General features: G+C 72.2%; 23 protein-coding genes. 12 read left to right on the forward strand and 11 right to left on the reverse strand.

The annotated features are described in order from the left end of the window. Positions 1–776, reverse strand: a 776-nt coding sequence (locus ACIRDX_RS05005; RefSeq protein ID WP_396624305.1) for an SDR family NAD(P)-dependent oxidoreductase, incomplete at its 3' end; no start/stop codon positions are given. Positions 777–817: 41 nt separating this feature from the next. Between ACIRDX_RS05005 and ACIRDX_RS05010 the strand changes: the two genes are divergently transcribed. Both ACIRDX_RS05010 and ACIRDX_RS05015 read left to right on the forward strand, forming a co-directional pair. Then, positions 818–1,906, forward strand: a complete 1,089-nt coding sequence (locus ACIRDX_RS05010) for a TolB family protein (RefSeq protein WP_396624306.1) — start codon at positions 818–820, stop codon at positions 1,904–1,906. A gap of 2 nt (positions 1,907–1,908) precedes the next feature. Beyond that, complete coding sequence (locus ACIRDX_RS05015) at positions 1,909–3,042, forward strand: ArgE/DapE family deacylase (protein ID WP_396624307.1); 1,134 nt, start codon at positions 1,909–1,911, stop codon at positions 3,040–3,042. Between the two features lie 34 nt (positions 3,043–3,076). On the opposite strand, the gene ACIRDX_RS05020 is transcribed toward ACIRDX_RS05015, so the two are convergent. From ACIRDX_RS05020 to ACIRDX_RS05030, 3 genes are read right to left on the reverse strand one after another with little or no spacing between them, the layout of a single operon-like run. Continuing rightward, positions 3,077–4,012, reverse strand: a complete 936-nt coding sequence (locus ACIRDX_RS05020) for a proline dehydrogenase family protein (RefSeq protein WP_396624308.1) — start codon at positions 4,010–4,012, stop codon at positions 3,077–3,079. A gap of 1 nt (position 4,013) precedes the next feature. After that, a complete protein-coding gene (locus ACIRDX_RS05025; protein WP_396624309.1) occupies positions 4,014–5,132 on the reverse strand; it encodes a 1-acyl-sn-glycerol-3-phosphate acyltransferase in 1,119 nt (372 codons plus the stop codon). A gap of 4 nt (positions 5,133–5,136) precedes the next feature. Continuing rightward, entirely contained in the window at positions 5,137–6,150 is a 1,014-nt protein-coding gene (locus tag ACIRDX_RS05030; protein ID WP_396624310.1) for an isocitrate/isopropylmalate dehydrogenase family protein, read from the reverse strand. A gap of 21 nt (positions 6,151–6,171) precedes the next feature. On the opposite strand from ACIRDX_RS05030, the gene ACIRDX_RS05035 reads away from it, so the two are divergent. The 5 genes from ACIRDX_RS05035 (at position 6,172) to ACIRDX_RS05055 (ending at position 13,373) form a co-directional block, all read left to right on the forward strand. After that, entirely contained in the window at positions 6,172–7,542 is a 1,371-nt protein-coding gene (locus ACIRDX_RS05035; RefSeq protein WP_396624311.1) for a DUF255 domain-containing protein, read from the forward strand. A gap of 24 nt (positions 7,543–7,566) precedes the next feature. Beyond that, on the forward strand, positions 7,567–9,435 hold the full coding sequence (locus ACIRDX_RS05040) for a transketolase (protein WP_396624312.1): 1,869 nt from the start codon (positions 7,567–7,569) through the stop codon (positions 9,433–9,435). Positions 9,436–9,457: 22 nt separating this feature from the next. After that, a complete protein-coding gene (locus ACIRDX_RS05045; protein WP_396624313.1) occupies positions 9,458–12,385 on the forward strand; it encodes a gamma-glutamyltransferase in 2,928 nt (975 codons plus the stop codon). A gap of 76 nt (positions 12,386–12,461) precedes the next feature. Continuing rightward, entirely contained in the window at positions 12,462–12,950 is a 489-nt protein-coding gene (locus tag ACIRDX_RS05050; protein ID WP_396624314.1) for a DinB family protein, read from the forward strand. A gap of 12 nt (positions 12,951–12,962) precedes the next feature. Beyond that, positions 12,963–13,373, forward strand: a complete 411-nt coding sequence (locus ACIRDX_RS05055; protein ID WP_396624315.1) for an OsmC family protein — start codon at positions 12,963–12,965, stop codon at positions 13,371–13,373. Here the strand turns inward: ACIRDX_RS05055 and ACIRDX_RS05060 are convergent. Further along, positions 13,370–14,827 carry a class I adenylate-forming enzyme family protein gene (locus ACIRDX_RS05060; RefSeq protein WP_396624316.1) on the reverse strand — a complete coding sequence of 486 codons (1,458 nt, stop codon included), beginning with the start codon at positions 14,825–14,827 and terminating at the stop codon, positions 13,370–13,372. The two genes, ACIRDX_RS05055 and ACIRDX_RS05060, sit on opposite strands and share 4 nt — an antisense overlap. A gap of 24 nt (positions 14,828–14,851) precedes the next feature. Here ACIRDX_RS05060 and ACIRDX_RS05065 point away from each other — a divergent pair, with 24 nt between their 5' ends. Beyond that, positions 14,852–15,286: a 3-hydroxyacyl-ACP dehydratase FabZ family protein gene (locus ACIRDX_RS05065; RefSeq protein WP_396624317.1), complete on the forward strand. Its 435-nt coding sequence runs from the start codon at positions 14,852–14,854 to the stop codon at positions 15,284–15,286. Here the strand turns inward: ACIRDX_RS05065 and ACIRDX_RS05070 are convergent. After that, entirely contained in the window at positions 15,283–16,197 is a 915-nt protein-coding gene (locus ACIRDX_RS05070) for a hypothetical protein (RefSeq protein ID WP_396624318.1), read from the reverse strand. The genes ACIRDX_RS05065 and ACIRDX_RS05070 overlap by 4 nt on opposite strands. A 57-nt stretch (positions 16,198–16,254) precedes the next feature. On the opposite strand from ACIRDX_RS05070, the gene ACIRDX_RS05075 reads away from it, so the two are divergent. Then, on the forward strand, positions 16,255–17,424 hold the full coding sequence (locus ACIRDX_RS05075) for a DUF2062 domain-containing protein (RefSeq protein ID WP_396624319.1): 1,170 nt from the start codon (positions 16,255–16,257) through the stop codon (positions 17,422–17,424). A gap of 79 nt (positions 17,425–17,503) precedes the next feature. Here the strand turns inward: ACIRDX_RS05075 and ACIRDX_RS05080 are convergent, their stop codons facing one another. Genes ACIRDX_RS05080 through ACIRDX_RS05100 form a run of 5 tightly spaced genes read right to left on the reverse strand, consistent with a single transcriptional unit; the run spans position 17,504 to position 23,526 of the window. Further along, positions 17,504–18,550 carry a metal-dependent hydrolase gene (locus ACIRDX_RS05080; protein WP_396624320.1) on the reverse strand — a complete coding sequence of 349 codons (1,047 nt, stop codon included), beginning with the start codon at positions 18,548–18,550 and terminating at the stop codon, positions 17,504–17,506. Further along, on the reverse strand, positions 18,551–19,663 hold the full coding sequence (locus ACIRDX_RS05085) for a lysophospholipid acyltransferase family protein (RefSeq protein ID WP_396624321.1): 1,113 nt from the start codon (positions 19,661–19,663) through the stop codon (positions 18,551–18,553). It abuts the gene before it with no gap. Then, positions 19,660–20,346: a glycosyltransferase family 2 protein gene (locus ACIRDX_RS05090; protein ID WP_396624322.1), complete on the reverse strand. Its 687-nt coding sequence runs from the start codon at positions 20,344–20,346 to the stop codon at positions 19,660–19,662. The genes ACIRDX_RS05085 and ACIRDX_RS05090 overlap by 4 nt, the downstream gene beginning before the upstream one ends. Further along, on the reverse strand, positions 20,343–22,802 hold the full coding sequence (locus ACIRDX_RS05095) for an MMPL family transporter (protein ID WP_396624323.1): 2,460 nt from the start codon (positions 22,800–22,802) through the stop codon (positions 20,343–20,345). Before ACIRDX_RS05095 ends, ACIRDX_RS05090 begins: the two co-directional genes overlap by 4 nt. A 28-nt stretch (positions 22,803–22,830) precedes the next feature. After that, the gene (locus tag ACIRDX_RS05100; RefSeq protein ID WP_396624324.1) at positions 22,831–23,526 is read right to left on the reverse strand and encodes an outer membrane lipoprotein carrier protein LolA; all 696 of its coding nucleotides are present in this window, start codon (positions 23,524–23,526) and stop codon (positions 22,831–22,833) included. 25 nt (positions 23,527–23,551) lie between these two features. On the opposite strand from ACIRDX_RS05100, the gene ACIRDX_RS05105 reads away from it, so the two are divergent. From ACIRDX_RS05105 to ACIRDX_RS05115, 3 genes are all read left to right on the forward strand, one after another. Then, positions 23,552–24,772 (forward strand): beta-ketoacyl-[acyl-carrier-protein] synthase family protein, encoded by a 1,221-nt coding sequence (locus ACIRDX_RS05105; RefSeq protein WP_396624325.1) that lies wholly within the window; start codon positions 23,552–23,554, stop codon positions 24,770–24,772. 115 nt (positions 24,773–24,887) lie between these two features. Continuing rightward, the gene (locus ACIRDX_RS05110; protein WP_396624326.1) at positions 24,888–25,640 is read left to right on the forward strand and encodes a beta-ketoacyl-ACP reductase; all 753 of its coding nucleotides are present in this window, start codon (positions 24,888–24,890) and stop codon (positions 25,638–25,640) included. A gap of 7 nt (positions 25,641–25,647) precedes the next feature. Beyond that, the gene (locus tag ACIRDX_RS05115; protein ID WP_239490081.1) at positions 25,648–25,905 is read left to right on the forward strand and encodes a phosphopantetheine-binding protein; all 258 of its coding nucleotides are present in this window, start codon (positions 25,648–25,650) and stop codon (positions 25,903–25,905) included. Positions 25,906–25,907: the final 2 nt, after the last annotated feature.

The following is a 25,907-nucleotide window of genomic DNA, read 5'->3' on the forward strand; positions in this document are numbered from 1 at the left end:
GTCCTCGTGAACTTCGCCGACACCCAGTCGGCCAGGCCCGGCACCAGGGCCGAGGCCGCCGCCACGAGGCGCGACGCCCGCATCGGGTAGATGTCGGCTCGCGGTCGCCGGAGTGCGCGCACCATGGTCGCCGCGACGTGGTCGGGCGACTGTCGCGGCCCGGCGCCGGCGACGTCCTGGCCCCACTCGCGCGCCATCGCGCTGCGGAAGCCGGTCTCGGTGCTGATCGGGTACACCAGCGTGACGTGGACGCCGGTGCCGGCCAGTTCGGCGCGCACCGACTCGCCGAGCCCGACCTGCGCGAACTTCGTGGCCGCGTACGCGCCCATGCGCGGCACGCCCTTGCGCCCGACGATCGACGACATGATGAAGAGGTGGCCCGCGCCCGTGGTGCGGAAGTGGCGGACCGCCGCCCGCGCGGCATGGAAGGTGCCGAAGTAGTTCACCTCCATGAGGTGGCGCATGGTGTCGAGGTCGGTCTCGTCGAGGCGGCCGTTGTACCCGAGGCCGGCGTTGGCGACGACCACGTCGAGCCGTCCGGTCACGGCCACGGCCCTGGCCACGAGCGCTTCGACCTGCGCCGCGTCGGTGACGTCGCACGGCACGGCGGTGGCGGCGCCGCCGGCCGCCGCGATGTCGGCCGCCACGCGGGCGAGCTCGGCCTCGCGCCGTGCGGCCAGCACCACGTGGAGGCCCTCGCGGGCGAAGGCGCGTGCGCAGGCCTCCCCGATGCCCGAGGAGGCGCCCGTGATCACCGCGGTCCGGCGGTCGGCCATCCGGGGCATCGTACCAGCCCGTGGATGCTATCCTCGGCCGTATGACTGCTCGCTTGACCCTCGCGGCCGCGACTCTCGCCCTGGTCACGGCCGGGTGGATGCGCCCCGACACGCTCCTGCTCGCCCAGCACCAGGCGCCGGCCATGCCGCCCGTGCCGGCCAATCTCGCCGCACTCGAGGGCCGCCTCTCCGACATCCGGATGCTGACCGATGCCGGCGAGAACGCCGAGGCGTACTTCTCGCCCGACGGCTCGCACCTGATTTTCCAGTCGTCGCCCGATCCGGTCTCCTGCGACCAGATGTTCGTGATGAAGATCGACGGCACCGATCGGCGCCGCGTCAGCAACGGGGAAGGGCGCACCACCTGCGGCTTCTTCACCCGCGACGCCAAGCAGATCGTGTACGCCTCGACGCACGGCAAGGCGGCCGCGTGCCCCGAGCGCCCGTCGATGGCGCGCGGTTACGTGTGGCCGATCTACGACGGCTACGACATCTACAAGGCCAACGCCGACGGCAGCGCGCCGGTCGCCCTCACGAAGACGCCGGGCTACGACGCCGAGGCGACGGTGGGATCCAACGGCCGGATCGTGTTCACGAGCCTGCGCGACGGCGACATGGAGATCTACTCGATGGCCGGCGACGGGTCGGACGTCAAGCGCCTGACCAACCTGCCCGGCCCCGACGGCGGCGCCTTCTACTCGCCCGACGGGACGCAGATCGTCTTCCGCGGTCGCCACCCGCAGGCCGGCAGCCCCGAGATCACCGAGTACTTCACGCTGCTCAAGGAAGGCCTCTGGAAGCCGACGTCGACCGAGCTCTACATCATGAACGCCGACGGCTCGAAGCTGCGCCAGATCACCGACAACGGCGCCGCCAACTTCGCGCCGTTCTGGACGCCCGACGGCAAGCAGCTGATCTTCTCGTCGAACCTCCACAACGTGAAGGGCCGCAACTTCGACCTGTTCCTCATCAACGCCGACGGCACGGGCGTCGAGCAGGTCACGCACCATCCCGACTTCGACGGGTTCCCGATGTTCTCGCCCGACGGGACCAAGCTCGTGTTCGCGTCGAACCGCAACCAGAAGACCCGCGGCGACACCAACATCTTCATGGCGCGCTGGAAGCGCTAGTCATGGAGCGGGCGCGGCAGCTGCTGCGCGACCTCGTCGCGATCAACTCGATCAACCCGTCGCTCGTGCCCGGCGCCCCGGGCGAGGGCGAGGCGGCGGCGTGCCTGGCCGACTGCCTGCGCGAGTCGGGCCTCGACGTCACGATCACCGACGTCGCGCCGGGACGCCCGAACGTGGTGGGCGTCCTCGAGGGCGCGCAGCCCGGCCCGACGCTGCTGTTGTGCGGGCACCTCGACACGGTGGGCGTCGAGGGCATGACCGACCCGTTCGTGCCCGTCGAGCGCGACGGCCGGCTCTACGGGCGCGGCACGCAGGACATGAAGGCCGGCGTGGCGGCGTGCGTCGGGGCGGCACGGCAACTGGCCGCCGAGGGGCTGTCGAGGGGACGCCTGATCGTCGCCGGCGTCGTCGACGAGGAGTACGCGAGCCTCGGCGCCGAGGCGCTCGTGCGCGACTGGCGGGCCGACGGTGCGGTGATCACCGAGCCGACCGATCTCAGCGTTGGCGTCGCCCACAAGGGCTTCGCCTGGCTCGAGATCAACGCCCACGGCCGCGCGGCGCACGGCAGTCGCCCGGAGGAAGGCAAGGACGCCATCCTCGCCATGGGCCGCGTGCTCGGCGTGCTCGAGCGCTTCGATCAGGAACTGCGCGCCAGGCCGACCCATCCGCTGCTGGGCAGTGGGTCGCTGCACGCGTCGACGATCACCGGCGGCACCGAGGCCAGCGTGTACCCGGCGCTGTGCCGGCTGCTGATCGAGCGCCGGACGCTGCCGGGCGAGGATGGCGCGCGCGCGCTGCACGAGGTCGAGCAGATGCTCGCCGTGCTCCGCACCAACGACCCCGAGTTCACCGCCGACGTGCGACTCGTGGTGGAGCGGGCCGGCTACGACCTCGATCCGGCCGCGGAACTCCCGCAACAGTTGATCGTCGCCGGCCGCGCCCGCGGGCTCGAGGCGCGCGTGGCCGGCATGAGTTACTGGACCGACGCCGCGATCCTCGGCGGCGCGGGCATTCCCACCGTGATCTTCGGGCCACGCGGCGCCGGCCTGCACAGCACGGTCGAGTACGTCGAGCTGGCCAGCGTCGACGAGTGTGCTTACACCCTCGCGGCGCTCGCGCGGCAGTTCCTCGGTTAGCGAGAGGAGCCCAGGGCTGCAGGCTCAGTGAGGCTCAGCGTTCGCGGAGGAGGCTCTTGAGCACGAATCCGACGTTCGCGGGCCGTTCACCGAGCCGACGCATGAAGTACGGGAACCACTCGCGGCCGTAGGGGATGTAGACACGCATGCCGAAGCCCTCGGCCCTGAGCGCCGCCTGCAGGTCGCGGCGGACCCCGTAGAGCATCTGGAACTCGAAGGCACCAGCCGGCACGCCGGCGGCCGCGGCGAGGCGCTTCGTCTCGGCGATCATCTCCGGGTCGTGGGTCGCGATGGCCGGGAAGTGCCCGGCGCGCAGCAGGCGGTCGAGCATCCGGACGTACGCGCCGTCCACCTCGGCCTTGGACTGCCAGGCGACGGCGGCCGGCTCCTTGTAGGCGCCCTTCACGAGGCGGACGCGCGCACCGAGGGCCAGCACGCGCTCGAGGTCGGCCTCGCTGCGCTTGAGCGCCGATTGCAGCACCACGCCCACGTTGGTCAGTCCGTCGCGCCAGACAGCCTCGAACAACGCCAGCGTCGCCTCGACGTAGGGCGAGTTCTCCATGTCGATGCGCACGAAGAAGCCCAGCTCGGCGCCGTGCGACAGGATGCGGCGCAGGTGCGTGCCGGCCAGCTCGGGCGAGAGGTCGAGTCCGAGTTGCGTCAGCTTGATGGAGATGTTGCGGCCGATGCCGGCCTCGGCGATGCGCGGCATCATCGCCAGGTACGCCTCGGTGGCGGCGACGGCCTCGGCCTCGCTGGCGACGCTCTCGCCGAGCAGGTCCAGCGTCTGCGAGAGACCCTGCGCCTCTACTGCGCGGGCGGCGCCGATGGCCTCGTCGATGGTCTCGCCGGCGACGAAGCGGCGGGCAAAGCCACCCCGGCCGCGCATGCCGTACCGGCTGGCGACGCCCTTGAGCGCAGCACTGCCGGCCAGCGTGCCGAACACGGCCTTCGAGAGGGCGTCGATCATCTCACTCGATGGGACGCGTCGGCTCGAGCAGGTGTTGCAGTTGTCGCCCGTAGAAGCGGAGCGTGAAGCGGTCGCGCACGCGCACCAGGTCGCCCTCGCGCTGCAGGACGCCGCGTTCCTCGAGCAGGGCCACGCCGTCGTGCACGGCGTCGCGGGCCGAGGTCGTCGACATGTTGGCGCCCGAGGCCGTCAGCTCCCCGATGAGCGCATCGACGCGCGACACCAGCGTCGCGTACGGCGTGGAGGGCGTCATGGCCCGCGCCACGAGCGCGGTCGGCAGCACCTTGTGGAGCCGCCCCACCGCCGCCAGCGACTGCTGCGCGAGGTCGATCACGTCGCGCCGCGACCGTGCCTCGCCGCCGGCGAGCGTGATCGGCTCGCCGAACGTGACGAACGCGCGCGACTGGTACCCGACGGCCGTGCCGACCATCTCGGCGAGCTCGCGCGTGAAGGGCCGCTGCCGGCTCTTGGTCATCTGCGGCGCCAGGATGCGGTCCTCGAGCACGAGGTCGTACGCGATCGCCAGCGGCAGGATGTGCAGCACCGGCACTTCCGCCGTGACGACGGCGTTGAACAGGCCCGTCTTGGCCGACTTGAGCGCGCCGCTGTAGCTGCGGCCGCCCTCCGGGTAGAAGAACAGGTCGTGCCGCTCGAGCAACTCGGCGACGTAGGCCTTGAGGGTCACCAGGTAGGCCGCGTCGCGCGTGCCGCGCCTGATCGGGATGGCGCCGGTCACGTGCTTGTGCAGCAGGCCGAGCGCGCCGCCGAACAGGTTGATGCCGGCCGCGATGATCGGCGGCCGGATGTCGTGCTCCTCGAGGATCAGCAACTCGATCAGGTAGTCGACGTGGCTCTTGTGGTTCGAGACGTAGACCACCCGTCCGGAGCCGATCGCGCTCTGCACCCGGTCGAGGTGCTCGGGGATGCGCTCGACCTTCCGCAGGATCGGATAGAGCGGGTGTTGTAGCGCCCGGTAGATGGACCGGCGCTGCGTCGCGCGCAGCTCCTCGAGGTACTCCTCGACGCGCACCAGGGCGGCGGGATCGCCGTCGGGGGGCTCGAACAGCCGGCGCACGTCCTCGCGCGCCAGCACCTGGTGCCGCAGGTCGTCCGCGTTCACGGCCTCAGCCCCGATGAGCGTGGATTTCCCGCACCACGGCGTCGGTGAACGCGGTGGTCGACGCCGACCCGCCGAGGTCCCGCGTCAGGGTCGTGCCGGCCGCCAGCACGCGGCTCAGCGCGCCGAAGATCACGTCGGCCGCGGAGCGCTCGCCCATGTGGCGCAGCATCATGAGGCCCGAGAGCAGCAGGGCCGTCGGGTTGGCCTTGTCCTGGCCGGCGATGTCGGGCGCGCTGCCGTGCACCGCCTCGAACACGGCCGCCTTCTCGCCGAGGTTCGCACCCGGGACGACGCCGAGCCCGCCCACCAGGCCTGCCGCCAGGTCCGACACGATGTCGCCGTAGAGGTTCGGCAGGAGCAGGACGTCGAACTGGCCGGGCCGCATCACCAACTGCATGCACGCGTTGTCGACGATCTTCTCGTCGTACTCGATGCCCGGGAACTCCGGGGCCACCGCCCGCGCGCTCCGCAGGAACAGGCCGTCGGCCTGCTTCATGATGTTGGCCTTGTGGATGGCCGTCACCTTCTTGCGGCCGTTCTCCACCGCGTGCCGGAAGGCGAAGCGCGCGATGCGCTCGCTGGCCACGGCCGTGATGATCTTCAGGCCCGCCACGACGCCCGGGACGATCTCGTTCTCCATGCCGGAGTAGAGGTCCTCGGTGTTCTCCCGGACGATCACCATGTCGACGTCCTGGTACCGGGAGGGGACGCCGGGCAGGTTGCTGACCGGCCGCAGGTTGGCGTAGAGGTCGAGCGTCTTGCGCAGCCCCACGTTCACGCTGGTGAAGCCCTCGCCGACCGGCGTGGTCACGGGACCCTTCAGCGCCACGCGGTTGGCCAGCACCGAGTCGAGGAGCGTCTGGGGCAGTGTGCTGCCCGATTGCTCGACGGCGGTCACCCCCGCGTGGTGCTCGTCCCACTCGATGGCGACCCCGGCCGCCCCGATGATGCGCACGACGGCAGCGCTGACCTCCGGCCCGATGCCATCTCCTGGAATGAGCGTTACACGGTGAGCCATGGCGTCGTCATTATAGGACCCGTGGCTCCTCAAGACTGGCAACCGTGGCAGACGGCCGCCTTCCTGGACGCGCAGCGTCGCCGACGGCCCGTCCTGCTGCTCCTCGACGCCGAGTGGGCGCCGGCGGCGGCCGAGGCCCACGCGCGCGTGTTCGCCAGGCCCGACGTGGCCGCCGTCATCGGCGATCGCACCGTGCCCGTCAGGGTCGATGTCGACCGCCGGCCCGATATCGCCGATCGGTACGGCCTCGGGCAGTGGCCCTCCCTCCTGCTGCTGACGCCCGAGGGGCACGTCCTCACCGGCGGCACGGCCCTCGACGACACGCTGGCCGAACGCCTGCGGGCGGCGGCCGACGCCTATGCCGCGCAAGGCCGGCCCGACGCGTCCTGGCCGGCGGCCGCCACGACGGCCGTGCCGGGGGACGCGGACGCGGCAGGAGCCGACGACCTGCTGCAGGAGGTCCGGCAGGCCGTCGAGGCCCCGGAGACCCTCGGCCTCGCGGCCCCCGTGGCGGTTGCGGCACTCTGCGCCTTCGCCCAGGCTGCCGTGGCGCGCGACCCCGAGTGGGCGTCGCTGGCGGCCTCGCTGCTCGACGCCGCCGACGAGCCATCCCTCGATCCCGACGCCGTCGCCGACGACGCGCCCGCGCCGGCGCGCCTCGACGACCAGGCCGAGTGGGTGCGCGTGCTCTCGCGTGCCGTGCGGCTCGAGCCCCTGCCGTCCTGGCAGGCACACCTGCATCGCCGCCTCGCCGCCCTGCGCGCCCTGCGACGTCCTGACGGGCACTGGCGGCCCTGGGCCGGCGCGGGACGCGTGGTCCTGGTCGACGCGAGCGCGCGGGCGTGCCGCGCGCTGCTCGCCGCCGCGGAGGCCCTGCAGGATGACGACCTCGCTGCGGAGGCCATCGAGGCGCTCGAGGTGCTGGCGCCGCTGGCGTACGCGCGTGGCGCTGGCGTGTCGCACGTGATCGACAACGGGCAGGCACACGGCCCGGTGCTGCTCGACGACGCGATGGCGTTGGCGCAGGCGGTGCTCGACGCCGACCAGTGGCGCGACGAGTCCGTGTACCGGGACCTCGCCGACGAAGTGCTGCAGACGGCGCTCGGCCGCCTGGCGCATCCCTCGGGCGCGCTCGTCGATCGCGTTGCGACGATGGCGGGCGCCGGACAGGTGGGGCGATTGTCTGCCCCGCACGTGCCCATCGTCGGCAATGCCGAGGCGGCGCGCGTCCTCGTGCGGCTGCACGGCCATGATGCTGCCGCCCGCGAGCGGGCACGGCGCATCGTCGTGGCGGCTGCGGCCGAGGCGGGTGGGGCGGGCGTGTTCGCGGCGCCGCTGGGACTGGCCTGGATCGGCCTGGATCCGGCCGGGACCGCCACCGCCGCGTGGTAGACTACGCGTTCTCCGGAGGTCCTTGTGTCACCGTCAGTTGCACCCGCACACGCCGTCCTGCACAACGTCGCTACCCGCCTGCGCATCGACTCCGTCCGGAGCACCACCAAGGCAGGGAGCGGCCACCCGAGCACCTGCGCATCGGCCGCCGAAATCGTGGCTGTTTTGTACTGCGGCGAGATGCGGTACGACCCCCAGGACCCACACCGGGTCGACAACGACAGGTTCATCCTCTCGAAGGGCCACGCCGCGCCGCTGCTGTACGCCGCCTGGGCCGAGGTGGGCATCGTCTCGCGTGAGGCGACGCTGACGCTTCGCGAGCTGACGAGCGACCTCGAGGGCCACCCGACGCCGCGCCTCCCGTGGGTGGATCTGGCGACCGGCTCGCTCGGGCAGGGACTCGCCGCCGGTGTCGGCTGCGCGCTCAACGCGCGCCGCATCGGCAGCGACTACCGCACCTACGTGCTGATGGGCGATGGCGAGATGGCGGAGGGGTCGGTGTGGGAAGCCGCGCAGAGCGGCCAGTTCCACCAGCTCGACTCGCTCTGCGCCATCGTCGACCTCAACGGCCTCGGCCAGAGCCGCGAGACGCAGTTCGGCCACGACACCGAGACGGTCGCGGCCCGCTGGCGCGCCTTCGGCTGGCACGCCATCGTCGTCGACGGCCACGACATCGGCGCCGTGCAGGCCGCCTTTGCCGAGGCCAGGGCCACCACGGGCAAGCCGACCGTGCTCGTGGCGCGCACCGAGAAGGGCAAGGCCATCTCGTTGATGGAGGGCAAGGCCGGCTGGCACGGCAAGGCGCTGTCGGCCGAGCAGGCCGATGCGGCCGTGGCGGAACTCGAGGGGCAACTGGTGCCCGAGAACGGCGCCGGCCGTCCGACGATCCCGATGCCGTCTGGCGTCGTGACGCGGCCTGACCCCGTCGGTCCGTCGGCGGTGGAGGCCCCGGCGTACAAGAAGGGCGAACTCGTGGCGACGCGTGAGGCGTACGGCACGGGCCTGGCCAAGCTCGGCGTGGCCGACGCGCGCGTCGTCGCGCTCGACGCCGACGTGAAGAACTCGACGTTCACCGACAAGTTCGAGAAGGTGGCGCCGGAGCGCTTCTACCAGTCGTTCATCGCCGAGCAGGTGATGGCGGGCATGGCGATGGGCCTGGCTGCGCGTGGCGCGACCCCGTTCGCGACGACGTTCGCGGCGTTCCTGACGCGCGCCGCCGACTTCATCCGCATGGCCGGCATCAGCGGCGTCAACACGAAGTTCGCCGGCAGTCACTGCGGCGTGTCGATCGGCGAGGACGGCGGGTCGCAGATGGCCCTCGAGGACCTCGCGATGTTCCGCGCCGTGCCCGGCTGCGCCGTGCTCTACCCGTGCGAAGCGGTGAGCGCCGAGAAGCTCGTGGCCGAGGCGGCCGCCCACAAGGGCATGGCCTACATCCGCACCAGCCGGCCCAAGACGCCCGTCATCTACGACGCGTCGGAGTCGTTCCCGATCGGCGGGTCGAAGGTGCTCCGGTCGTCGGCCAGCGACGTGATCACGATCGTGACGGCGGGTGTCACCGTGTTCGAGGCCCTCGCGGCTGCCGACGCCGTGGCGGCCGATGGCATCCACGTGCGCGTGATCGACCTGTATTCGGTCAAGCCTGTCGACGCGGCGACGGTCATCGCTGCCGGTCGCGAGACGGGGCTGCTGGTGACGGTCGAGGACCACTACGCGGCCGGCGGCATCGGCGACGCGGTGTGCGAGGTGGTCTCGCCCCACGGCCTGCGCGTCGAGCGCGTCGCCGTGCCCGGGCTGCCCCGCAGCGGCACGCCAGAGGAACTGATGGACGTCAACGGCCTGTCGGCCGCGAAGCTGGCCGCCACCATCCGGCGTCTCGTCAGCGCACGCTGACGCGTCGAGGCGGCCGAACGGCATGCGCGCAGGTGCCAGGCTCGGTCGCCTCGTCCTCCTCGGCAGTGCGATCGCAGGCGCGTGGCACCTGGCCGCGCGCGCCCAGGACGCGCGGCCGCTGACGGCGGTGCGCGACCCCGCCTGGGCGCCATCCGGCGGCCGCATCGCCGTCTCCCTGCTCGATCAGATCTGGACCATGACGCCCGACGGGCGCGACCCGCGCCCGTTCGTCGCCTGGCCGCGCGGCACCACCCCGGCGGTCGAGCGCGACCCCGCGTGGGCGCCCGACGGCCGACGCCTTGCCTTTGCCGCCGACCTCGGCGACGGATTCGACCTCTACGTGGCCGAGGAGGGCGCCGCCCCGCGCCGCGTGACCATCGCCCCGGGTGACGAGCGCCAGCCTTCGTGGACGCCCGACGGGCGCCTCGTGTTCGCCCAGCGCCTCCGCGATCAGTGGGGCGTGATGCGCGTCAACCTCGATGGGTCTGCCCCCGGCATGCCCCCGCCCATCGACACGGTGATCGACTCGCCGGCCGACGAGTACGACCCGGCCGTGTCGCCAGACGGGTCGCGCATCGCTTACGTCTCGAGCCACGAGGACGATCGCGGGGCCGACGATGTGTGGGTGCGCACGATGCAGCCGGCGGACCCGCCGGAGGGCCGCGGCGAGCCCGCCACCGGTCGCGCGCGCGACGAACGCGGATGGCGCGTCACGGCCACACGCGGCCGCGAGAGCACGCCCGCGTGGTCGCCCGACGGTTCGCGGCTGGCCTACGCCTCGGCCGCCGATGGCGCAGGCGCCGTGTGGGTGGCGCCGGTGCCCGCGGCGGAGGCGCTCGCCGAGCGACGGACGACGCGCCAGTCCGGCGACTCCGCGATCCTCGTGTCGCGCCAGCGGTCCCACCCCGCGTGGTCGCCCGACGGCCGCACCCTCCTGCTGGCGGACCTGCCCGACGACCTGCCGGCCTACAACGGCAACCCCATGCGGGTGCCCGGCGATCCGCCTCCCGTGTTCGAGCGTGGACGTGCCTTCACGCTGCGCACCATCCCGGCGCCGTTGCCGCCCGATGCCGGCGCGCAGCGCGTCACGGGCGCGATCGTCCCCGACCCGTCGCGCTACGCGCTGGCGTTCGATCGCACGTGGGCCCTGCTGCGCGACCTGTACTACCAGGCCGGCGCGTCGGCGGCCGCGTGGGACCTCCTCAAGCTCCAACTGCGTCCGCAGGCGGCTTCGGCACGAACGGCGGCCGACCTCGAGCAGGTGGTCGACGACCTGGTGGCGCGCCAGCCGCTGGTGCGCACGCCGGTCACCTCGTCGGATGCCCTCGTGGTGTCGGGGCACCGCCTCGCGAGCGAGGCCGGCGCTCGCGTCCTCGCGCAGGGCGGCAACATCGTCGATGCGGCGATCGCCGTGTCCTTCGCGCTGGGTGTGGTCGAGCCGGACGCCTCGGGCATCGGGGGCGATGGCATGGCGCTGCTGTTCCTGAACGGCATGCGCGAGCCGGTGGTGATCGACTACAAGGACCAGTCGCCGATCCACGCGACCCTCACCAACGCCGCCATCTTCCGCGACGGCCGCCTCGTGGGCGACGGCCCTGCCGCCGCCAACATCCCCGGCGTCGTCGCCGGCATGGATCACCTGCACCGGCGGTACGGGTCCGGCCGTTTCACCTGGGGACAGCTCATCGCGCCGGCCGTCGCGCTGGCCACCGATGGCTTCGAACTCGACGATGCCTTGCCCACGACGTTGCGCGAGGGGCGGGCGCTGCTCGAGCGCTGGCCCGAAGCGGCGCGAGTCTACCTGCCGGGCGGCCGCGTGCCGCGCGCCGGCGAGCGCTTCGCCAACCCCGACTACGCCGCCACGCTCAGGACGATCGCGTCAGAGGGCGCCGACGCGTTCTATCGCGGCAGCCTGGCGCGCCGCATCGCCACCGACATGGAGGCCAACGGCGGCATCATCGGCCTCGAGGACCTCGCGCAGTACCAGGTGATCGAGCGTGCGCCCGTGTCGGGGCGCTATCGCGGCCTGCAGGTGTTCGGCGCGCCGCCGCCCGTGTCGACCGGCACGGCGCTGATCGAGACGCTCCAGATCCTCGACCATCACGAGCGTGCCGCGACCCCCGGCCAGCCGACGTCGGTCGACGACCTGCACCACGTGATCGAGGCCTGGAAGGTGCGCGACCCGCTGCGGCGCGTCGCCGATCCGGCCCTGTGGCCCGTCGACGTCACCACGCACCTCGAGCCGTCGCACGCCGCGACGCTGTTCGGGCGCATCGACCCGGCGCGGGCGCTGCCGTTCGCCGAGGATGCCGACACCACGGGGCAGGGCCAGGGCGATCGCATCGGCCGCGGTACCACGGCCTTTGCCGTCGGCGACGCGGCGGGCAACGTCATCGTCATCACGCAGACGCTGTCGACCTGGGGCGGCAACTTCTACGTGTCCAAGGGACTCGGCTTCCTCTACAACAACCACCTGCGCGGCTACCGCACGGTGCGCGGCGCCTACGGGCAATTGCTGCCGCTGATGCGTTCGTCGTCCACGAGCGCGCCGACGCTGGTGTGCGAGGACGTCAACGGCACCCTGAAGCCGCGTCTGGCGGTCGGGGCCGCAGGCAACGCGTGGATCACGGCGTCGGTGTACGGGATCATCCTCGCGCACGTCGATGGTGGCCTCGGCGCGCAGGCGGCCGTGGAGGCGCCGCGGCTGCTCGTCGGCCGCGATCCCGCCGATCCCGCGGGCACGCGGCCTCGTGTGCAGATCGAGGATCGCTTCCCGGCGCCGCTGCTCGACGCCCTGACCGCGCGTGGGCATCTCTTCCAGAAGGTCGGGCGCAAGGGCGAGTTGCGCTACGGCTATGCCTCCGCGTTGCAGTTCGACGCCACCACCGGCCGGCTCGAGGCCGGGGCCGATCCGCGGCGGTCGCACTTCGCCGTCGCCGTGTCCAGGTAGGGCGCGGGACGTTCGCCGGCCACGGGTCGAGACCGCGCACCCGTCGCGCCTGGCCGCACGGTGCTACCGTGACCGGATGGGCACTTCCCGCACGGCCTTCCTCATCGATGAGCTGCATCGCGCCTTCGATGGCGACCCCTGGCACGGGCCCTCGTTCATGCTGGCGTTGCAGGGTGTGACGCTGGCGCAGGCGCAAGGGCAGGTCTCGCCCGACGTCCATGGCATCGCCGAGATCGTGGCGCACGCGACGTCGTGGACGGTCGAGGTCACCCGCCGACTCGGCGGCCACCCGGCGGGCGATCCCGAGGATGGCGACTGGCCCATTCCGGCGGCCATCGACGAGGCCGGCTGGGTGGCGATGCACCTGTCGCTGGCCAACGCCGTGGCGCGCGCCATCGAGGCCATCGCCGGGTTTCCGGAGGCCCGGTGGGACGAACTCGTGGGCGACGTGCGCAACCCCGCGCTCGGCACGGGCGTGACGTACGCGCAGACGGTCTCGGGCCTGGTGCAGCACTTCGCCTACCACGGCGGCCAGGTGGCGGTGCTGCGAAAGCTGGTCGGCTGATAGGCTGGACACATGAGCCTTCAAGTCCTCGACGCCACCCTGGGCGATGCGTACCAGACGACGCTGACGGTTCGCCAGCACGTGTTCACGGCGGACGAACCTCTCGCCGTGGGCGGCACCGACACCGCGCCCACGCCCGTCGAGTTGCTGCTGGGCAGCCTGGCCGCCTGCACGGCCATCACGCTGCGCATGTATGCCCAGCGCAAGCAGTTGCCCCTGGAAGGCCTCGACGTGCAGGTGCAATACACCGCCAGGCCGGTGCCGGCGGTGGTCAAGGTGATCACGCCGCATGGACCCCTCGACGACACGCAGAAGGCGCGGCTGCTCGAGATCGCCGAGATGTGCCCCGTGGCCAAGCTGTTGAAGGGTGGCGTTGCCAGCGAGTCGCGGCTCGGCCCCGCCGACGCGGTCGCGCAGGCCTAGCCCACGGCGCCCGACAGCAGGCGCGCCACGGCGACGCGGTCCACCTTGCCGCGATCGGTCAGCGGCAACGCACGCGTCACCACGACGACGCGTGGCAGCTTGTACGGGGCGAGGGATGGCGCCAGCGCTTCCCGTATCGTCCGGGCGTTCCACGCCGCCTCGCTCGCCACGACGACGCCGAGCGCCTGTCCGCGGAGGGGGTCGTCCACGCCGATCGCCACCGCGTCGCGCACGCCCGGCAGGGCGCGCAGCGCCGCCTCCACCTCCTGTGGTTGCACCTTGCGGCCCGCGACGTTGACGACCGTCGCCACGCGGCCCGCGAGCGTGTAGACGCCGCCATCGTCGCGGCGGGCGTAGTCGCCGGTCAGGTACACGCCATCGAACGGCTGGCCCTCGGCCGGACCCGCGTACCTGTCGATCACGTTCGGCCCCGACACCTGCACGCGCCCGGCGTCGTCGGGCGCATCGTCGTCGGGCACGAGGTCCACCTGCGTGGCCCCCATCGGGCGACCCACCGGCACACGGGCGTCCAGCGCGTCGCCATCGTCGAAGCAGATGCCGCCCGTCTCGCTCGATCCGTAGAAGGACCGCACCTTGCGGCCCGTCGCCGCATGGAAGGCCTGGACGGTCTCGAACGGCAGGCGTGCGCCCGCCGAGATCACCAGGCGCAGCGACGGGAGGGGCGGCAGCGCCTGATGTCGCGCCAGGTGCTCGAACATGAACGGCACGCCGGCGAAGGTCGCGAGGGCGCCGGCCGCGATGTCGCCGGCCACCTGCGTCGGCACGAACTGCGCCCGCAGCAGCACCGGCGAGCCCTGCCACAGCAGCGGCATCACCAGGTTGCTGAAGCCGTACGAGTGCGAGAGCGGAATCACGCCGAGCTGGCGGTCGTGCGGGCCGATGGCCATGGCGTCGACGATGTGGCGCACGTCGGCGATCAGGTGGCGTTCTTCCGTGCAGGTGGCCCGCGGCTCGCCCGTGCTCCCGGACGTCAGCTTGAGCAGCGCGGCGGGGGCATGTCGGCCCGGCGTGGGGAGGTGGGCCGGCAACCAGGCGGCCAGATCGCCCGGCAGGGCGCGGGGCAACCTGCCCGACGCGTCGGCGCTGAGGTCGCTGGCCTCCGGCACCAGCACTGCGGCGGCCTCCCAGCGGTCTGCCAGCGCCATCAACTCGGCCGGAGGGGCGCTGCGGTCCACGGGCATGAGCGGCCAGCCTTCACGGAGGCAGGCCAGCACCAGTGCCGGCATCGCCGCGACGTTGCCGAGGCTGCTGATGACCAGGTGTCCGGGTGCGAGTCCGCAGTCGTGCAGGCTCGAGGCGAGCGCTCGTGCGGCGGCGTCGAGATCGTGGCCCGTGAGCGTGCGTCCCTCGCCGGGCGCCATCACGAGGCGATCGTCGCCGCGGTCGCGCAGGACGGCGGCAAAGGCCTCGGCGATGGGGGAGGGGGAGGGCATGGCGCGTCTGGGCGATGATAAGCCGTGGATTACCTCTCGCTGCTGCCTCACACGCCCCCGATGCGCCTCGTCGAGGAGGTCGTGTCGGTCGACCCCGGCCAGCAGGCCGTCGCCAGGCGGGTCACGCGGCCCGACGACTTCTTCTTCCAGGGGCACTTCCCCGGCCAGCCGGTGGTGCCCGCCATCGTGTTGATCGAGCTGCTGGCCCAGACCGGCGGCCTGGCCGCGGGCACCCCCCGCCCGGGCGAGCCGCACCAGCCCCGCGCCCTGCGCGTGGCGGCCGTCGACGGCTTCCGCTTCCCGGCCGGCTGTGGCGCGGGCGTGACGCTGGAGGCCACGGCGAAGGTGGCGGGACGGATGGGCGGGTTGTTCAAGATCGAGGGGACGGTGACGGCCGACGGCACGCTCGTGGCGCGAGGCGCCCTCACCCTGGCCGACGTGCCGGCGTCGCGCGGCTAGAGCTCGGCGACGCCCTCGATCTCGACGAGGAGGTCGGCGCGGCACAACTCCGCCTGCGCGTACTCCACGTCGGCGAGCACGCCGTACCGCGCCTCGATGCGATCACGGACCACGGCGACGTCCTCGGCCCGCACGATGTACACACGCAGGCTCGTGAAGCGGGCCTGTGTGCCGCTCGTGCCGTGCCGTGTCTCGGCGGCCGCGAGCAGCGCGTCGAGGTTGTCGAGCGTCTCGACCGTCTGCGCCGCGACGTCGCCGACATGGACCGTCTGTTCGCCGCAGATGCTTGCGGTGCCTGCCACGAGCAGCCACCAGGCGTCGCCGATGGGCTGGGCCAGCTGCGTCGCGCGCGCGAAACACGGCGGACGCGGGCCATAGCGGCGCGAGTACTTGTAGGCCGGCACCTGCCGCGGGTTCTCGACGGGCGACCCGGGCGCCTCGGCGGCGAGGCAGTGGATGGCCAGGGCCTCGCCCAGCACGCCCACGCCAGAGGCGGCCGCGAGGGTGTGGTCGAAGTCGTTGGGCGACCCGTGCCAGTGCTCGCACGCGGCGAAGCGCCCGCCGTTGAACACCATGTACCGATCCATCCCCTCGCCCGACGGCGTGTGGATGTGCGGCACGAAATTCCAGAACCGCACCGGATGCCGCTGCTGGGCGTTCAGCGTCGTGGCTACCGAGAGATAGGCGTCGCGGACGTCGGCGGACAGCACCTCTGGAGCCAGCGCATGCGCCCGCGGAATCGTGACCGAGACGTGAGTGAACCGCGGCGCGGTACGGACGACGACGGTGCCGTGGGCGGTTTCGGTGCGCGAGATGACCGGCGCGGGCCCGAGGAGCGTGTCGACCCAGGGCGGGGGGAGCGGAGCGAGTGGCGCGACCGTGATGGGGGACGTGACCGTGGACTTTGGCATCACTGCACGGCGACCCCGCACGCGGCTGCGCGGGACGAGCCGCCATAATACCCGAAGATGACCACGGCTCCGTTGGCGGGCAGTGCCCGTGCGCTGTCGCGCGCCTCGCGCCTGCAGCGCGCCATCCACGCGCTCAGGACCGAGGGCGACACGCGCGGGCGCGAGTCCCTCGCGATCGGCCTGGGGCTCATGATCGGCTGCACCCCGTTCTGGGGCGTGCACTTCGGGTTGTGCTGGCTGGTGGGCATGGCGTTCAAGCTCAACCGCCTGAAGATGTACCTGGCGGCCAACGTCATCAATCCGCTGATCGTCCCGCCCCTGTTCTATGCCGAGGTTCAGGCGGGCGCCCTCGTCCGCCGAGGGCACTTCCTGTCCCTCTCCTGGGACATGCTCTCGGCCGATCGCATCTGGGCCTTCGGCGCCGACCTCGTCGTCGGCAGCGTGGTCATCGGAGTGATCGTGGGCGCGATTGGCGGGATCGTGACATGGGCGGCGCGGCGGCCCGCCTCCGACCCGTTCTTCCAGCTCCTGGTGCGGCGCGCCAGCGATCGCTACCTCGATTCGGGCATCACCGCCTGGGAGTTCGCGAGGGGCAAGCTGTCGGGCGACCCCGTGTACGCCGCGGCACTGACTGCCGAGTTTCCGGCAGCGACGGGGACGCTGCTCGACATCGGCTGCGGGCAGGGACTCACGCTCGCGCTGGTGGCCGAGGCGCAGGACACGGCCCGCGAGGGCGCCTGGGACACGGCGCGCCCCGACCCGCCGCAGTTCACGCGCCTGGTGGGGGTCGAACTCCGCCCGAAGATCGCCGGGATCGCGGCGCGCGCGCTCGAGCACGAGGCAGAGATCGTGAGCAGCGACGCGCGGGACACCGGGCTGCCGCACGCCGACGTGGTGCTGCTCTTCGACGTGCTCCACATGCTGCCCGATCAGGACCAGCGCAGCCTGCTGCGGGCGATCCGCGCCGCGCTGCCGCCCACGGGGCGCCTGCTCGTGCGGGAGGCCGATGCGGCCGCCGGGTGGCGCTTCCGCATGGTGCGGCTCGGCAACACCCTCAAGGCGCTGGTCACCGGCCGCTGGCGTCAGCGGTTCGTGTTCCGCTCACAGGCCCAGTGGCGGACCCTGCTGCACGAGGAAGGCTTCATGCCGCACGTGCAGCCGATGGGCACCGGCACGCCGTTCGCCAACGTCCTCATCAGCGCCGGCGTGCGCGACTTGCCGTCCTAGGCTTTCTCCTTCTGCCTTCTGCCTTCGCCCTTCGGCATGAGGCATGAGTCATGAGTCATGAGGCATGAGGCATGAGGCATCACTCGACCCTCCATCGCTGCGGGGCGCGACGCTGCAGGTGCCCCCCGAGCCAGACCAGTGCCTCGTACGGCCGCCCCTCCGTGTCGTAGGAGCCGCCGAACCACAACGCGCATCGCAGCGGGGCCTTCGCGGGCCGCACGTCCTGGTGCGGCACGTCGTCCTGCGCGTCGGCCTGTTCGTCGGGCGTCCAGCAGAAGCGCGCGTCCGACCAGAACACCACGTGCCCCGCCGCATCGTGCCGCAACGACGCGAAGGCGAACGGGTGCACGGGCACGAACGTGTGCGCGGTGGCGAAGTCGTCGAGCGAGGCGCGTGCGAACGGCTGTTCCTGCGTCGGTGATTGCGTGAATCGGAGGCGCGCCTGCCGGCTGACGCCATCGGCCTGCCAGGCGCGGACGGTGCCGTCGGGCAGGCGATCGAAGAACCGCCACTCGCGCCACGAGCCCCACACGGCCTCCATGGCCACCTGAGAAGGAGCAGGCCCGGCTGCCGCGGCCGCGGCCTCGTACGCCGTCGCCGCGCGGGCCCGGGTCGCCAGCTTCACGCCACTCACGAGGGCGAGCAACGCCATCACCAGGGCCGCCGCGGTCCGTGGCACGCGGGGCCACACCCAGAAGGCCACGGCGCCGAGCGCGAGCACGGCGATGGCGATCGGATCCGCCATCGCGACCACGGGCGCGGTGACCACGCGCGAGGAGAACGGCCACAGGACCTGGATGCCCGCGCCCGAGTAGATGTCGAAGAACACGTGGCTGAGCACGCCGAGCCACGCGCCGAACGTCAGCGCACCGAAGGGCGCCTGCGGGGCCCAGGTGCGCACCAGGCCTGCAGTGGCGAGAGCCACGACCGGACTCCCGACCAGCGCGTGGGTTCCGAGTTCATGCCAGCGGAGGTAGACGTCCCAGCCGATGGCCATCAGCGCGGCGTCCACATCGGGCGCGAGGCCGCCCAGCACCGTGGCCGCGACCACACCACGCGGCAGGCTGCGGGCTGGCCGCAAGGCGCTGACCATGCGCGCGAACAGCAGGTGCGAGACCGGATCCACCTAGCGCGGAGCCTCGCCGACGACCGGGTTGGGCGAGTCTGGCCCACTGTCCCGGGACGGGATCATCGGGTTGATCAGGCCATCCGGGTTGTCCGGCGACTCGCCGGGAGAACCGGACCGGCCAAGGTCGTCCGCCGCCGTACCCGGTACCCGGAACCCGGTACCCGGCCCGAGGTCCGCCGACGCCTGCGGCGAAGACTGATCCCAGTACCGATAGAACTGGTACCAGCAATCCGGGCGCTCCTCGATTTCGCGCTCGAGCAGCGTGGCGACCTGCTGCGCGGTGCGCTGTACCTGTTCCTCGCGACGGCCCGTCCGGTCGACGAGGATCGGCTCCTGGGGCCGCGCACGGAAGCGGCCGCGTCCCTCGCGGACGAGGAAGATGGGCACCAGCGGTGCGCCGGTCAGGTACGCGAGCATCGCGGGCGCACCCATGAAGTGGGCGCGCCGCCCGAACATCGTCACCGGCACCTTGTCGCGTTCGACGTGCCGATCCATCAGCATGGCGACGGCGCGTCCCTCGGCCAGGCGCCTGCGGATCTGCAAGGGCGTGTCGAGCGACTGGCGCACCTCGATCGTGTCGGCGTCGAGTTCGCCGCGCACCTTGTGGCGGATCCAGTTGACGTTCGGATCGGCCTCGGGCATGGCCACGACGGTGAGCGGCACCTGCAGCGCCTTCATGAGCACCGCGCCGGCTTCCCAGTTGCCGAAGTGGCCCGTCACCAGGATCGCGCCGCGCCCGAGCGACAGCGCATCCTTCAGGCGCTCGGCGCGCTCGTACGTGAACCGCTCGAGCACCTTCTCGCGCGACCACGACAGCGACCGCATGAAGTCCATCCAGTCGTCGGTGTAGGTGTGGCAGGTGCGGTAGGCGCGCTGCCGCAACTGCGCGTCCGTCTCGTGCGGGAACACGGCGCGCAGGTTGTCGACGAGGGCGTCGCGCACGCTCGGCATGAACCGACTGACCAGCCAGGCGCTGGCATGTGCCACCGGCCACGAGATCGGCAGCGGCGCGTACCGCGACCCGAGGTAGCTGGCCCCGACGACGAACGTGCCGTTGAGGCGGTGGTTGACCCACCGGACCGGCGCCTGTCCCGGCAGCGGCGTACTCATGCGCCCGTCCTCCCGCCCTGGCGCAGGAACCGGTACACGAGCGCCAGCAGGATGTTGCGGACCGTATCGCGCACGGGACGGATCTTGCTCGTCTCGTCGCCGTACACGGCCTTGATGGGCACCCCGGAGATGTGGGCGCCGCGTCGCGCCAGCTTGACCACCAGCTCGGTCTCGAATTCGTAGCCGGTGGCCTCGAGCGGAATCTGTCGCAGCACGTCGGTGCGGACGACGCGGAAGCCCGACTGGGTGTCCTTGAGGGACACGCCCATCAGGGTCGCGAGTGCCCAACTGCCGATGATGTTGGCCCAGTAGCGCGATGCGGGCATCTCGTCGCGCACGAAGACGCGCTCGCCGATCACCATCGCGGCGCCCGATGCCGCGGCCTCGGCCAGCAGGGCCGGGATTTCCTGCGGTTGGTGCTGCAGGTCGCCGTCCATGAACAGCACGTGCGTGGCATCGCTCTGGAACACCCGCGACAGCCCGGCGCGCACGGCGGTGCCCTTGCCGCCGTTGCGCTCGAGGCGCATCACCTCCGCGCCGGCCTCGACCGCCACGTCGGCCGTGCCGTCCGTGGATCCGTCGTCGACCACGAGGACGCGCGCGACATTGGCGGCGGCGCCCTGCACGACGCGCGCGATCGTCCTGGCCTCGTCGAAGGCCGGCACCAGCGCCCACACCTTCATCGCGCAGCCCCTCCGGGACGCACCAGCGCCGGCAGCACCAGCAGCGACGCCACGAGCGCCGCGCCGATCGTCGAGACCGACACCAGCCCGAGTGAGCGCAGGGGGGCGTACGCCGACCAGATCAGCGTGCCGAAGCCGACGATGGTCGTCGCGCCTGCGAGCAGCAGCGCAGGGCCCACGAGCGAGAGCGCGCGCGACACGTCGAGGCCGTCTGGCCCGAGCGTCGGGTGCAGGAGATGGATGCCGTAGTCCACGCCGATGCCGAGGAACATCAGGATCGCGAACACGCTGAACAGGTCGAGCACGACGCCCGCCCAGCCCAGCGCGCCCAGTCCCCAGATGATGCCGCAGATGGTGGGCAACAGCGCCAGCGCCGTCGGCCTGACGGCGCGGAACTCGAGCCAGATGAGGAACACGACCACCAGGGCGCCCACGGTCAGGCCCCACGCGAGCTCGCGCGGCAACCGCGCGGCAAGGGCGGCATTCACGAGGGGAAGTCCCGTGAGCACGAGGCCGGGGTGTGCGGCCACGTGCGTGCGCAGCGCCGCCACGGCTGCCGGATTCCCGGCAGTGGCGTACGTCGCCACCAGGTAGTCGCTGCCATCCCGCCGGACGAAGCGTCCCACGAGATCGCCGAGGCCGTGGGCCTCGAGGTCCTCGAGCGTCAGCGCCTGCGACGGATCGAGCAGCCGCTCCAGCCGCGCGCGGAAGGGCGCGAAGGTGCCCGGGACGAAGCCGAGGTCGTCGGCGGCCGCATCCACGTCCGCCGCGATGGCCGCACGCCGCGGCGCGATGGTGCGCAGTTCCCGGCGTCGCGCCTCCTGGACACCTGCCGACGGTAACAGCACCGACGGGCCCGCATGCGCCAGGCCGTCGGTACCAGACAGGGCGTGCTCGAGCGACTCGTGTGCCTGCAACTGCGCGTCGAGCGTCGACCCGCGGCTGAGCACGAGGTACATGTCGGCCGCGAGCCCGAAGCGCGACGTGATCTCGGACTCGAGCGCGAGCCCCGCGGTGGACGGCCGTAGCCGTTCGATGCGGGGATCCACCCGCAGGCGCGGCAGCCCCCACGCGAGTGGCAGCGTGGCGATGGCGGCGAGCGCCAGGATCGCGCCTCGATGCCGGGTGACCCAGGGACCGAGTCCGGGCAGCGTGAGGTCGCGCGAGTGTGCCACCCATCGTCGGCCCGGCAGGCCCGCCACGAGCACGGTGAGCGTGAACAGCGCCGTCAGCAGGATGCCGAGGCCGACCACGACGCCGAGCTGCTGCAGGCTCGGGAAACTCACGAACCAGAGCCCGAGGAACGTCGCTGCAGTGGTCACGGCGCCCAGGACGACGCTCATGCCGATGCCACCGAGCTGGCCGACGGCCTCGGCCGGCGTGAGGCCTCGCGCCAGGCCGTCGCGGTACGCCACGAACAGGAGCACCAGCCCGTCGTCGCCGAGGCCGAAGAGCATCGCGGAGGCGCCCGTGGCAGCGGCAGACAGCTGCACGCCCGCCACCTGGTGGAGCGCCAGCGTCACCAGGGTGCCGAGCAGGATCGGCAGCGTGCCGAATACCACCAGCCAGGCGTTGCGGAAGGCGAGGTAGAGCAGCGCCAGCACGCCGACCATCGACCACACGGTGTTGCTGATGGCCTCGCCCCGCATCAGCGTCTCGGTTTCGATGGCGGTGCGGTGCCCGCCGGCGACGTCCATCCGGGGCGGCGCGAGCTCCTCGTCCTGCCATTGCGCGGTGAACTGGCCGCGCACGACCCGCTCGGCGGCGGCGACGCGATCGAGCAACGTGCGCGCGAACGCGGTGTCGAACGGGGGGCGGGTGGGGTGCACGACGAGCAACTGCGCGCGTCCGTCGCTGGTGACGTAGCCATCGGCGGTGCCCGGAGAGAGGCGCAGCACGCCCGAGGCGCCGTCGAGGCGCGCCGTGGTCAGCTCGAGCCAGCCGAGGGGGTCGCGTTGGGCCAGCGCCTTCAGGTCTTCCGACGGCATGGCGAGCATGTCGCGCGTGCGGGCCACCTGTGCGGGGATCCGTTCGGGCGCCATCCGTGCCACGGCCTCTGTGTAGTTGGCCGGGTCGAGCAGCAGCAACTGGCGGTCGGTGAGGTAGGCCCAGTCGCGCGAGTTGTCGAGGCGGCCCGCGTCGACGCGACGCACCTCGGGCAGCGCGCGCAGCGCCACGACGAGCGCGTCCACGTACTCGCCGTAGTCGGCGACGGAGGCCTCGGCAGGCGCCTCGACATACACGTAGAGGGCGTCGAGGCTGCCGAACCGCTCGAGATAGGTCTCGAAGGCATCGACCGCGCCGGCCTCGCGGGGCATCAACTGCAGCACGTCGGTGCCGAAGCGGATGCGCAGTGTGGGGACGAGGCTGGCGAGCGCGACGATGGCCGCGAGCCCGAGCACCAGGCCGCGCCGGGCACGCGCCCACGTCATGAGCGCCTGGACGAAACGAGTCACGTACGGTGGACCGTGGGAAGCGCGGCGATCAACGCCGAGGAGCCGGCGTGAACGCCTGCGCGTCCACCGTGGGATTGATGCGGACGTCGCTGAACTCCATCAGTCGCGCGTCGCCGCCGGGGTAGTCCATCTTCAGGGCCTGGAGCTGCAGCGACGCCTGGTCGATCCACAGGTGGACGCGCGATACGCCCTCGCGCATCTGTTTGCGCCGGGGCGTGAACGTCACCTGCCAGGCGCCCGTGCGGCCGGGGGCCTCGATGGTCGTGATGTCGAAGTGCTTGCGCAGTTCCGCGGGAGACGTGAGCACGAAGAAGCGTTCGGCGCGCCGCATCGTGCCGCTGATGTCGCGTGTCTCGCGCAGCGCCCGCGACGGCCAGTCGATCGCCAACGTGTTGCCGTTGACGATCACGGTGCGGGCGTCGGCGCCGGCGTACTCGAGCCGGACCTGGTTCGGGCGTCGGCCGACGAGCGTGCCGCGCGCGACCTGCGGCGCCTTGAGGAGCGTGGACGTGCTCGTCTCGACGAAACTGGCCGACACGGTCTTGAGCGTGCGCTCGACGGGGGCGCCGCGCCGGAAGATGTCGTCGAAGGGATCGGTCGTGGCGGCGGCCCTCGTCGTGGTCGCCGGCGCGGGCGTCTGGCCGGACGTGCCGCTCGCCAGCAGGACCAGCCCGAGTGCCAGTCCGGAGGCGAAGACTCGTCGAAGCGCCCGTTGAAGAGCCATGAATCGAAATGGTAACGTACCGCCCGTGCAGCGACGGGCCGCAATCACGGGCGTTGCCGCCTGCTCCAGTCTCGGCCAGACCGACGCCTTCCTCGACGCGCTGCTCGCGGGCCGGTCGGGAATCCGTCCCATCACGTCCTTCGACGTGTCGGCGCGCCGCGCGAAGCACGCGGCCGAACTCATCGACTTCACGCCGTCGGCGTTCATCGCCCCCATGAAGCTGCGGCGCATGGACGAGGTCGGCGCGTTGTCGGTCGCCTCGGCGCGCCTCGCGCTCGATGCCGCCGGGCTGCCGCGCACCGACGCTGGCTACGACGACGTGGGCGTGGTGTTCGGCACCTGCACCTGCGGCGTGCACTCGACCGGCGAGTTCCTCGACCGCCTGCTCGAACTCGGACCGACCGGCGCGCCAGCGCTGCTGTTCAGCAACACCGTCGGCAACGCGGCCGCCAGCCTCGTCGCGCTCGAGGAGAAGCTGCGCGGTCCCAACACGACGCTGAGCTACAAGGAGGCGTCCGGCCTGGCCGCCGTCGCGCTGGCAACCGACCTCGTGCGTGCCGGGAAGGCCGGGGCGCTGGTCACCGGCGGCGCGGAGGACATCTACGACCTGTATTTCCAGGTGCACGACTGGTTCGGAGTGCTGTCGGTGGCGGGCGCACACCCCGAGGGCGCACGGCCGTTCGATGCGACGCGCAACGGGTTCGTGATGGGCGAGGGCGGTTTCGTGCTGGTGGTCGAGGACCTGGCGCGCGCCGAGGCCCGACACGCGACAGTGCTCGCCGAGGTGCTCGGCGTCGGCGCGAACGCGGGCCTGACGCCGGTGAACGCCTGGCCGACCGATCCGGCCCTGCTGGTGCGATGCATGCGGATGGCGCTCGACGAGGCCGGGGTGTCGCCGGATCAGGTCGGGGCCGTGTATGCGGCCGCCAACGGCGCGGTGGACTTCGACCGCCTGGAGGCCGGCGCCATCGCCGAAGTGTTCTCCGGACGTCCCGTCCCGACGACCTCCGTCAAGGGCGCGGTCGGGGAGGGGGGCATGGCGGCCGCCGCGTCGCTGGTGGCGGCCGTGCTCGCCGGCCGTCGCGGGCTGGTGGCGCCCACCGCAGGGCTGACGTCGCCGGACCCGACCTGTGGCCCGCTCGGCTGGGTGATGGGCGCGCCCGCACCGCTGGCGTCCCCGTACGTCCTCGTGAACAGCTTCGCGAGCGGCGGCACGAACTACAGCGTGGTCATCAAGGTCGGATAGCTTCGGCACCCCGTACCCCGTACCCCGTACCCCGTACCCCGTACCCGGTAACCCGTCTCTCCCTTGGTATAGACTAGTCCTTTCGCGGCCCACCCGGGTGCCGCGTGGGACCTGCGTGTACGAATCGCTTGCCTTGTCTGGCCGGGTCGCGCTGGTCACCGGTGGATCGCGCGGCATCGGTCGCGCCATTGTCGAGGTGCTGGCCCGTCGCGGCGCGGCGGTGGCCTTCTCCTATCGGGAACGCGAGGAACCTGCGCGGGCGCTGGTCACGGCGCTCGAGGCGGAAGGCGCGCGCGTGTGGGCCACGCAGTGCGACGTCGCCGACGAGGCTCAGGTCCAGCGCATGGTCGCAGACGCGACGACGGCCCTAGGGAGCATCGACATCCTGGTGAACAACGCCGGCGTCACCCGGGATGGCTACCTGATGATGATGGACCGCGAGAAGTGGGACGCGGTCCTGCGGCCCAACCTGGACGGGGCGTTCTTCTGTGCCCGGGCCGTGGTGCGGGGCATGCTGGTCCGCAAGTGGGGACGCATCATCAGCCTCACCTCGCCGAGCGCGGTGGCGGGCCTGCCCGGACAGGCCAACTACGCGGCGTCCAAGGGGGGGCTGATCGGCTTCACCCGCACGTTGTCGCGTGAACTGGCGCCCAAGGGCGTGCTCGTGAACGCGGTCATGCCCGGCCTCATCGCGACCGACATGACCGCGGCGATTCCCGAGGCGACGCGCGAGGCGCACCTGCGCAACGTGCCCGTCGGCCGCCTGGGCACGGCGGCCGAGGTCGCCGAGATGGTGGCGTTCCTGAGCTCGGACGCGGCTGCGTACGTCACCGGACAGGTGATCGGCGTGGACGGCGGGCTCGTGTAAGGCACTCATGACTGACTTGCGTTCCGACATCAAGGCCGCCATCGTGCGTGCCCTCAAGCTGCCCATCTCGCCCGACGAGATCGACAGCGCCGCGCCCCTGTTCGGCGCCGGCCTCGGCCTCGACTCGATCGACGCGCTCGAACTCGTGCTCGAAATCGAGCGTTCGTTCGGCGTGGTGATCGGCGACGAGGAGACCGGCGGCAAGGTCCTGCAGTCGGTGGATGCCATTGCCGAGTACATCGAGGCGCAGCGCAAGACCGCGTAGCG

Origin of the sequence: Luteitalea sp. (assembly GCF_044337415.1) — a bacterium.
Taxonomy (GTDB): domain Bacteria; phylum Acidobacteriota; class Vicinamibacteria; order Vicinamibacterales; family Vicinamibacteraceae; genus Luteitalea.

Coding starts and splice junctions, on each gene's coding strand:
- ACIRDX_RS05055 (WP_396624315.1), top strand. CDS start 12,963: ATGAGCCTTCAAGTCCTCGACGCCACCCTGGGCGATGCGTACCAGACG.
- ACIRDX_RS05010 (WP_396624306.1), top strand. CDS start 818: ATGACTGCTCGCTTGACCCTCGCGGCCGCGACTCTCGCCCTGGTCACG.
- ACIRDX_RS05060 (WP_396624316.1), bottom strand. CDS start 14,827: ATGCCCTCCCCCTCCCCCATCGCCGAGGCCTTTGCCGCCGTCCTGCGC.
- ACIRDX_RS05070 (WP_396624318.1), bottom strand. CDS start 16,197: ATGCCAAAGTCCACGGTCACGTCCCCCATCACGGTCGCGCCACTCGCT.
- ACIRDX_RS05030 (WP_396624310.1), bottom strand. CDS start 6,150: ATGGCTCACCGTGTAACGCTCATTCCAGGAGATGGCATCGGGCCGGAG.
- ACIRDX_RS05085 (WP_396624321.1), bottom strand. CDS start 19,663: ATGAGTACGCCGCTGCCGGGACAGGCGCCGGTCCGGTGGGTCAACCAC.
- ACIRDX_RS05100 (WP_396624324.1), bottom strand. CDS start 23,526: ATGGCTCTTCAACGGGCGCTTCGACGAGTCTTCGCCTCCGGACTGGCA.
- ACIRDX_RS05050 (WP_396624314.1), top strand. CDS start 12,462: ATGGGCACTTCCCGCACGGCCTTCCTCATCGATGAGCTGCATCGCGCC.
- ACIRDX_RS05045 (WP_396624313.1), top strand. CDS start 9,458: ATGCGCGCAGGTGCCAGGCTCGGTCGCCTCGTCCTCCTCGGCAGTGCG.
- ACIRDX_RS05015 (WP_396624307.1), top strand. CDS start 1,909: ATGGAGCGGGCGCGGCAGCTGCTGCGCGACCTCGTCGCGATCAACTCG.
- ACIRDX_RS05020 (WP_396624308.1), bottom strand. CDS start 4,012: ATGATCGACGCCCTCTCGAAGGCCGTGTTCGGCACGCTGGCCGGCAGT.
- ACIRDX_RS05090 (WP_396624322.1), bottom strand. CDS start 20,346: ATGAAGGTGTGGGCGCTGGTGCCGGCCTTCGACGAGGCCAGGACGATC.
- ACIRDX_RS05115 (WP_239490081.1), top strand. CDS start 25,648: ATGACTGACTTGCGTTCCGACATCAAGGCCGCCATCGTGCGTGCCCTC.
- ACIRDX_RS05075 (WP_396624319.1), top strand. CDS start 16,255: ATGACCACGGCTCCGTTGGCGGGCAGTGCCCGTGCGCTGTCGCGCGCC.